The 8,809-nt window shown below is 58.8% G+C and carries 5 protein-coding genes; 2 read left to right on the top strand and 3 right to left on the bottom strand.

Annotated elements, in window-relative coordinates:
- Positions 1-446 precede the first annotated feature (446 nt).
- On the top strand, positions 447-1,415 hold the full coding sequence (locus tag CXU21_RS11920; protein WP_102726177.1) for a hypothetical protein: 969 nt from the start codon (positions 447-449) through the stop codon (positions 1,413-1,415).
- A gap of 157 nt (positions 1,416-1,572) precedes the next feature.
- Here the strand turns inward: CXU21_RS11920 and clpB are convergent, their stop codons facing one another.
- Complete coding sequence (gene clpB, locus CXU21_RS11915) at positions 1,573-4,155, bottom strand: ATP-dependent chaperone ClpB (RefSeq protein ID WP_102713069.1); 2,583 nt, start codon at positions 4,153-4,155, stop codon at positions 1,573-1,575.
- 189 nt (positions 4,156-4,344) lie between these two features.
- Between clpB and CXU21_RS11910 the strand changes: the two genes are divergently transcribed.
- Entirely contained in the window at positions 4,345-5,949 is a 1,605-nt protein-coding gene (locus tag CXU21_RS11910) for a putative Ig domain-containing protein (RefSeq protein WP_180972807.1), read from the top strand.
- 147 nt (positions 5,950-6,096) lie between these two features.
- Here the strand turns inward: CXU21_RS11910 and kdpC are convergent, their stop codons facing one another.
- Together kdpC and kdpB are read right to left on the bottom strand one after the other, a co-directional pair.
- Entirely contained in the window at positions 6,097-6,663 is a 567-nt protein-coding gene (gene kdpC, locus CXU21_RS11905) for a potassium-transporting ATPase subunit KdpC (protein WP_102713065.1), read from the bottom strand.
- A 29-nt stretch (positions 6,664-6,692) separates the two neighbouring features.
- Entirely contained in the window at positions 6,693-8,804 is a 2,112-nt protein-coding gene (kdpB, locus tag CXU21_RS11900; protein ID WP_102726199.1) for a potassium-transporting ATPase subunit KdpB, read from the bottom strand.
- Between the last annotated feature and the right edge of the window lie 5 nt (positions 8,805-8,809).

Here is an 8,809-nt window from a genome sequence, read left to right as displayed (position 1 = left end):
TCTTCCGGGTGGCATTCCCTGGCTTCATTCAGGCCCTCTTTCGAGCCCCTCATGCCGCCGGGCTTTTCATCCCGTCGCCGTGTTGGCGTGCCGAGAAGTCTATCAAAACTACCCCTCTTGTCAATTTTTTTCGATATGTTTTTGCAGAGAGCCTTTCACCCATTTTGTCACGTCCATCAATAACATCCAAATTATGAATGCATTAGACTTTTGTCATACTCCCACATCCCCGTGCCATTTTTTTGAACATTTTCTCCCGTGATGTTTCCGCAATAACCACTCTTCCTCTTTTTTACCCCCATCCCAGGACCAAAAAGGGGGTATTGAACGCAGGCTACTCCTTTGTATTCCTCCCCCCTGAAAAGGAGGCTGAACCATTTTGTTTTCCCATGGACGGAAAGGATTTTTTCTGCTATCTATAGGAAGTTTTTATTATTTTGCCATCTATGAAAAGATCATTCTGGATTGGAATTATCTGCGCTGCCTGCTGCCTGGGAAACATTCCTTCCTCATCCGCTGTACAAACAGCCAGTATAGGCTCCACTTTTTCCTGCACCTTCCTGGATTCCGGGGACCAGGGATTTTTTGATTCATCAAGCACCCATACATGGGACCAGGGCCAGATAGACGCTGCCATACGGGCGCTGTCCACATGGGACAGCTTAATCAATTCCACCCCCGGCAGAACACTTACCGTGGGCCTCACCTGGTACGACGGAGCCAATTCCTCCACCCTGGCCTCCGCCTATTCCCCTTATTTTTACTACAAGTCCAACGGACCGCAACAGGTTTCTACCCTGGCGGAGTCTGTCTGGCGTGATGGAAGCACTAGGGCAGGAACGGGTTATGATATTTACATCCAGTGCAATACCGCCCATTTGAGTTCCCTTTACTACGAGGACGCCTTATCGCCTGAACATACGGGGAAATACGATTTTCAAAGCATTCTGACCCATGAGGTGGGACACACCGTAGGGTTCCTTTCCCTGGCGACACAGACCGGCTCCTTCCAGGTCCAGGCCGGGAATACTCCAGCAGCATACAGCACCATGCTGTATACCAGGTATGATTCCCTGTTAACCAACCAGGAAGGCCAATCCATCGTGAATAAGGCCGGGAACGGTAATACGGCGTTTACGCTGGGAGAAACCCTGTCACTGGATGATACCGGGCTGACCGCCTATAATCCCCCCACCTGGCAGCAAGGGTCCAGCATGGCCCATATTGACAGCGCGAGCGATCCGGACGCCCTCATGCAGTATTCCCTTTCTCCGGATACCTACCACCGCACCCTGACGGAGGGAGAAATGGAACTGATGCGCTCCATGGGCTGGAACATGGTTCCGGAACCCTGCACCTCCGCTCTTGCCCTTCTGGGGCTGGCCGCGCTGACGTTGCGGAGACGCCGTTTCTAGCGGTATTCCGCTCCCGGATAATTTTCCTTTCACGCCAGCCGGACGGGCCATTTCCCTTGATCCGCCAGGTAAGGCTTCCTTATCAGAAGGGCGCTCCCGTGAGGAAGCGCCCTTGATGGTTTTCCCCGGCAGTACGCCGGAGAAGCAGAATTCCCGGTTATTTCTTTTCCTTGGTAAAGTCAAGCTTGCCGCCTTTTTCCCTCACCACGATTTCCGTTCCTTCCGGGAAGTCGCCTTCCAGGAGCTTGAGGCTGAGGGGGTCCAGCAGGTCATGCTGGATGGCGCGCTTGAGCGGCCTGGCTCCGTAAACGGGATCAAAGCCGTGATCCGCCACCAGGGCCGTAGCCTCCGGAGTCATGCGCAGGAACAGGCCCTTGGCCTCCAGGCGCTTGCTGACACGCTTGAGCTGTATGTCCACAATGCCCTTGAGTTCCTCCGCCGTCAGCCGGTCAAAGATGATGATTTCATCAATGCGGTTCAGGAATTCCGGCCGGAAGTGGCCGCGCAGGGCATCCATGGCCTTGGCTTCCCGCTGTTCCGGGTTGGATTCATTGAGGATGTACTGGCTGCCGATGTTGGAGGTCATGATGATAACCGTGTTGCGGAAGTCTACCGTACGCCCCTGCCCATCCGTGATGCGTCCGTCATCCAATACCTGGAGCAGTACGTTGAAGACGTCCGGATGGGCCTTTTCAATTTCATCAAAGAGGACCACGCAGTAGGGATGGCGGCGCACGGCTTCAGAGAGCTGGCCGCCTTCTTCATAGCCCACGTATCCGGGAGGCGCTCCAATGAGGCGCGCCACGGAGTGCTTTTCCATGTATTCCGACATGTCAATGCGGACAATGGCGTTTTCATTATCAAAGAGGAATTCCGCCAGCGCCTTGCTGAGTTCCGTTTTTCCCACGCCCGTGGGGCCCAGGAACAGGAAGGAGCCGATGGGCTTGTTTTCATCCTGGAGTCCCGCGCGGGCGCGCCTTACGGCATCGGACACGGCCTTGACGGCCTGCTTCTGCCCGATCACCCGGGCGCCCAGGCGTTCTTCCATATGCACCAGCTTGACGCGCTCCCCTTCCTGCAGGCGGTCGGCGGGAATGCCCGTCCAGGTGGCCACCACCTTGGCGATGTCCGCCTCCGTGACTTCCTCCTTCAGCAGGCCTCCGTCCTCTTTCTGCATTTTGTTAAGCTTTTCCTTGCCTTCCTTCAGGGCCTGTTCGGCTGCCGGGAGTTCACCGTACGTGATTTCGGAGGCGCGGGTCAGGTCCCCCATACGCTTGGCCCGTTCACTTTCCAGTTTGAGGGCTTCTATTTTTTCCTGTTCCACGCGCACGGCGTCCAAGGCGGCTTTTTCACTTTTCCATTTGGCAATCATGGAGCCTGATTTTTCCTTCAGGTCAGCCAGGTCCTTGGTGATTTTTTCCAGCCGGGCCTTGCTGTCGGCATCCTTTTCCTTCGCCAGGGCCTGACGTTCCATTTCAAGCTGCATGCCTTCGCGTTCAATCTGGTCGATCTCCGTGGGCATGGAATCCAGCTCAATTTTGAGCCTGGCCGCCGCTTCGTCCACCAGGTCCACCGCCTTGTCAGGCAGGAAACGGTCGGAAATATAACGGTCGGAAAGAGTGGCCGCCGCCACGATGGCGCCATCCGTAATGCGCACGCCGTGGTGGACTTCATAACGTTCCTTCAGGCCGCGCAGAATGGCAATGGTGTCTTCCACGCTGGGCTCGGATACCATGACGGGCTGGAACCGGCGTTCCAGGGCGGCGTCTTTTTCAATGTACTTGCGGTATTCATCCAGCGTCGTCGCGCCGATGGTCCGCAGTTCACCGCGGGCCAGCGCAGGCTTGAGCAGGTTGGAGGCATCCACGGCCCCTTCACTGGCGCCCGCTCCCACAATGGTGTGCAGTTCGTCAATGAACAGGATGATTTCACCGTTGGAGTCCGTCACTTCCTTAAGGAAGGATTTCAGGCGTTCTTCAAATTCGCCGCGGTATTTGGCCCCGGCAAGCATGGACCCGATGTTCAGGGAGATAATGCGCTTGTTGCGCATGCTTTCCGGCACGTCTCCGTTGACAATGCGGCGCGCAAGGCCTTCCGCAATGGCGGTCTTGCCCACGCCGGGCTCCCCGATGAGCACGGGGTTGTTCTTGGTCCGGCGGGAAAGGATCTGGAGGACGCGGCGGATTTCCGTATCACGGCCGATGACGGGGTCAATCTTTCCGGCGCGGGCGCGGGCCGTCAGGTCCGTACCGTATTTTTCCAGCGTCTGGTACTTGCCCTCCGGATTGTCGTCCGTCACGCGCTGGTTGCCGCGCACTTCCTTCATGGCGGCCAGGTAATTGTCCTTGGTCAGTCCAAAGGTGTCCGTCAGCTGGTGCACCTTGTTCTGCGTGTCCAGGGCGCCCAGCATGAAGTGCTCCACGCTGAGGTAGTCGTCCTTGAGCTTTTTGCGTTCCTCTTCCGCGGCATTCATCACCGTTTCCAGGTCACGCCCCATCCGGGGCTGCGTGGTCGCTCCGCTCTGGGAGGGTTCGCGGGCCACTTCCCTTTGCGCCGCCTGCAGCAGCAGGCCGGGATCACAGGAGGCCTTGCGGAGAATGGGGGACAAAATGCCGCCGTCCTGTTCCAGCAAGGCCACCAAAACGTCCAGAGAGGAAATTTCCGGCTTTCCGAGCCGCCCCGCAGTCTGCTGCGCCTGCATCAGCGCTTCCTGAAATTTTGTTGTTAGATTGTTAAGCATGGTATGTTGGTAATTTAGACATAAGAATAACTCCAACCGTTGAATGGGAAAGCAGGATTTTTCCTGTTATCCAGATTTTTTTTGACCCTTCGGATCCTATGTAATATTGTCATGCGACCGGCGTATTTTTATAAAATCCGCATTTTAACTGCATTTCCTTATTTTCCTGTCTCCAGTTTCAGTTGCCATATGATCCGCACGCCTTTTCTTCCGTTTCTCTGCTCCGCCCTGCTCCTGGCCCATACAGCCGCCTCCGGCAAGGAGATGTCTTCCCCGTATCCGGCTCCGGAACCCGGCCTGCGCCTGACCCCTCCGGAATCCCCGGCTCCCCTGATTAATGAACCGCGGCTTTTCGGTTCCACCCCCGGCGCGCCCATCCAGATGTCTATCAGCGCCAGCGGGAAGCGTCCCATGAGTTTTGCCGCCGCCCAGCTTCCCCCGGGGCTGAAGCTGGACAGGGAAACCGGCGTCATTACCGGCAAAATCAGCCGTCCGGGCACTTATTCCTTTCCCGTGCAGGCGAGCAACAGCCACGGCAAAACCACCGGAACCATGACCATCCGCATCGGAAAGGAGATCTGCCTGACGCCTCCCATGGGCTGGAGCAGCTGGTATTCCTACAGCGGCGGCGTCAGCCAGGAAAATATTCTGAAAACCGCCCGGCTGATGGTTGAATCCGGACTTGCCCAGTACGGTTATTCCTATATCAATATTGACGATTGCTGGCAGGGCAGCCGGGGCGGCAAATACCGCGCCATCCAGCCCAACAAGCGTTTTCCGGACATGAAATCCATGTGCCGTGAAATCCATCGCCTGGGACTGAAGGCGGGTATCTACTCAACCCCCTGGATGGGCACTTATGCCGGCTACATGGGCGGCACTTCCCCCAACTCCCAGGGGGATTATTCCTCCCTGGCCCTTCCTGAAAACAAACGCCCGCAACCCGACCAGCTGTTCGGAGGCTGTCCGGGCTCCCAGCGGCTGGGAGCCGCAAAAATCGGCCCCGTATGGATGATCTCCCAGGACGCCAAACAGTGGGCGGAATGGGGGTTTGACTACGTCAAGATGGACTGGTACCTGATCGACGTGCCGAGTACGGAAAGAATCTCGGCCGATTTGAAGAAGAGCGGCCGGGACATTGTCCTGAGCGTTTCCAATTCCACCCCGTTTGAGATTGCCGGCCCCATCAGCAAAACGGCCAACGTCTGGCGCACGACGGGAGATATTGAGGACCACTGGGGAAGCTTGAAGAAGATCGCCTCCTCCCAGGAAAAATGGCAGCCCTATGCCGGACCGGGGCACTGGAATGATCCGGACATGCTCCAGATAGGCCGCCTGGGCAAGGTAGGAAAGGCGAATACCACGTTCAAGCCCACCCGGCTGACGCCGGACGAGCAGTATTTTCAAATGTCCCTCTGGGCCATGATATCCGCCCCCCTGATCATTTCATGCGATCTGGAACATCTGGACGATTTCACGCGGGGCATCCTGTGCAACAGGGAAGTGATTGCCGTCAACCAAACGTTTCGCGGCCCTTCGGAAAAGGTCCTGGCCCAAGATGACGGTGAAGTCTGGATCAAACCGCTGGGGGAAGGCCGTACCGCCGTCGGCTTTTTCAATAAAAGCAATAAGGGCCAAACCATTCATGTTCCCCTTTCCCGCCTCAAGCTGAAATCTCCGCAAAACGTGCGCGACCTGTGGAAGCAGGAAAACGTCGGCATGGCGCGCCAGGAAATGAATGTACAGCTCAACCCGCACGGAGCGTCCCTGTTCCTTCTGGAAGGTAAAAAATAACCCGGGGCAGAAGGCGCCTTCCGCCGCTGCACCAATAAAAACCGCCCCGGTTACCGGAGAAAGATGTGGACCCAAGGCGCCGGCTGATGCCGGGCGATTTTCCACCGGGATATTCTCCGGGCCGGGGCGGCGTAGTGCTCCCTACCGCTAACCACGGGGCAATTTATCCAGGGCGGCATTCAAAGTCATCACGTTCACCACGTTTTCACCCAGAATGCCCCCATTCTTGAAATGCCCGGCTACCAGTTCCCGGATTTTTTCCGGGGGCAGTCCTCGGGCCGCAGCCACGCGGGCCACCTGGAATTCCGCGGCTTCCGGGGAAATGAAGGATTCCAGGCCGCTTCCGGAAGCGAACAGGAGATCCGCCGGGACAGGCGTTTCTTCCGGCAGGTTGTGGGCTTTCAGCAGGTGCGCCTTGCGCTCCGCCACCGTCCTGACCAGTTCTCCGGAGGTCCAGGAGAGGTTGCTGGCTCCGGAAGGCATGGTGGCGTAGTCCCCGGCGGAGGGCCGGGGCCAGAAGTACCTGGCGGAGGTGAAGGGCTGGGCGATGAGTTCCGAGGCGATGACTTCCCCCCGTTCGTTCCGGATCAGGGAGCCGTGCGCCTGATGGGGGAACAGAACCAGGCTGGCAAGCGTGACAGCCAGGGGATAAATGCCGCCGGTGACGACGGCCAGCGCCAGAAACAGGCGCAGATTGGGAAATGTCCATTTCATAATGATTCAGCAGGTTGATTTTCAATTGTTCAGACGAGGTGCAGGGCGGTGACGGCCATGTCGATGAGCTTGATGCCTATGAACGGCGCAATCAGGCCGCCTACCCCGTAAATTAGGATGTTGCGCTTCAGCAGGGAGGCTGCTCCCGCCGGGCGGTAGGATACCCCCTTCAAGGCCAGTGGAATAAGAGCCACAATAATGAGGGCGTTGAAGATCACGGCGCTGAGGATGGCGCTCTGCGGGGAGTGCAGCCCCATCACGTTCAGGGCGGAAAGCGGCCCCCGGGCCATGCCGTCAGCTACAAAGAGGCCAGCAAACATGGCGGGGATGATGGCGAAGTACTTGGCTACGTCATTGGCGAAGGAGAAGGTGGTCAGCGCGCCGCGGGTGATCAGCATTTGCTTGCCGATTTCCACGATTTCAATCAGCTTGGTCGGGTTGCTGTCCAGGTCCACCATGTTGCCCGCTTCCCGGGCGGCCTGCGTGCCGGTATTCATCGCCACGCCCACGTCCGCCTGAGCCAGGGCCGGAGCGTCGTTGGTGCCGTCCCCGGTCATGGCCACCAGACGGCCTTCCGCCTGTTCTTCACGGATGCGCGCCAGCTTCATCTCCGGCGTGGCTTCCGCAATGAAGTCATCCACTCCGGCCTCCGCCGCAATGGACGCGGCAGTCAGGGCATTGTCCCCTGTCACCATGACGGTGCGGATGCCCATGGCCCGGAGCCGGGCGAAGCGTTCCTTGATGCCGCCCTTGACGATGTCTTTCAGGTAAATGACGCCCAGCACGTCCCTTCCCCGTGCCACCACCAGCGGCGTGCCTCCGGCACGCGCGACGTTCTGCACGGTCATTTCCACCTCCTGCGGGAAGGCTCCGCCCTGGTCCTTCACCCACTGCGCCACGCTTTCCGCAGCGCCCTTCCGGATGGAGATAGCCGGCTGGCCGCCGTGCGCCGCAATGTCCACGCCGCTCATGCGGGTGGAAGCGGAGAACGGAACAAAGGCGATGTGGTCCGCGTCCATGTGGCGGCCCCGGATTCCAAACTGCTTTTTGGCCAGCACTACGATGCTGCGCCCTTCCGGCGTTTCATCGGACAGGGAGGCAAGCTGGGCGGCTTCCGCCAGCTGCTGGTCCTCCACGCCGGGCGCAGGCAGGAATTCATTCGCCATGCGGTTGCCGAAGGTGATGGTTCCGGTCTTGTCCAGCATCAGCACATCAATGTCCCCGGCCGCTTCCACGGCACGGCCGGACGTAGCCAGCACGTTCCGGCGCACCAGCCGGTCAATGCCGCTGATGCCGATGGCGCTCAGCAGGCCTCCGATCGTCGTCGGAATCAGGCACACCAGCAGGGAGACCAGAACGGGCAGGGAGATATGGCCGTCCGCCCTGAAGCCCAGCGCCCGGGCGGAATCTTCAATGTATCCGGCCATGGCTGGGAGGGAAAGCACCACGGCAATGAAGACGATGGTCAGCGCCACGAGCAGGATGCCCAGCGCAATTTCATTGGGCGTCTTCTGCCGGCTGGCGCCCTCCACCATGGCGATCATGCGGTCCAGGAAGGTATTGCCCGGTTCCGCCGTGATGCGGATGACGATGCCGTCGCTGATCACGCGGGTGCCCCCCGTTACGGCGCTGCGGTCTCCCCCGCTTTCACGAATGACCGGGGCGGATTCCCCGGTAATGGCGGATTCGTCCACGCTGGCGATGCCTTCAACCACCTCGCCGTCAAGCGGGATGATGTCTCCGGCCTCGCACAGCACTTTTTGCCCCTTGCGCAGCTCGGAAACGGAGACTATTTCCTCCGTACCCTTGTCCGTCAGCAGACGGGCGTTCACATAGACGCGCATTTTTTTCAGGGCGTCCGCCTGGGCCTTTCCGCGGCCTTCCGCCAATGCTTCCGCAAAGTTGGCGAACAGGACGGTGAACCAGAGCCAGAGAGTGACTTGCAGGGTGAAGCCGAAGGGCTCCCCGGCGGCCGCATCCCGGATAAGGACAACCGTGGCAACTAGGGCCCCGATGGCCGTGACGAATATCACGAAGTTTTTGGACAGGGCGCGCGGGTCAAATTTGCGCAGCGCGTCCCGGAAGGCCGTTTTCAGCATGGCCCCGTTGCACCAGGATTGATTCTTTTTTTCTTCTTTCATCATCG

It is taken from the genome of Akkermansia muciniphila (genome assembly GCF_002884975.1).
In the GTDB taxonomy this organism is placed as follows: Bacteria; Verrucomicrobiota; Verrucomicrobiia; order Verrucomicrobiales; family Akkermansiaceae; genus Akkermansia; species Akkermansia muciniphila_C.
The sequence above is the reverse complement of the archived record's forward strand: the minus strand, read 5'-3'. Positions and strand labels throughout refer to the sequence as shown.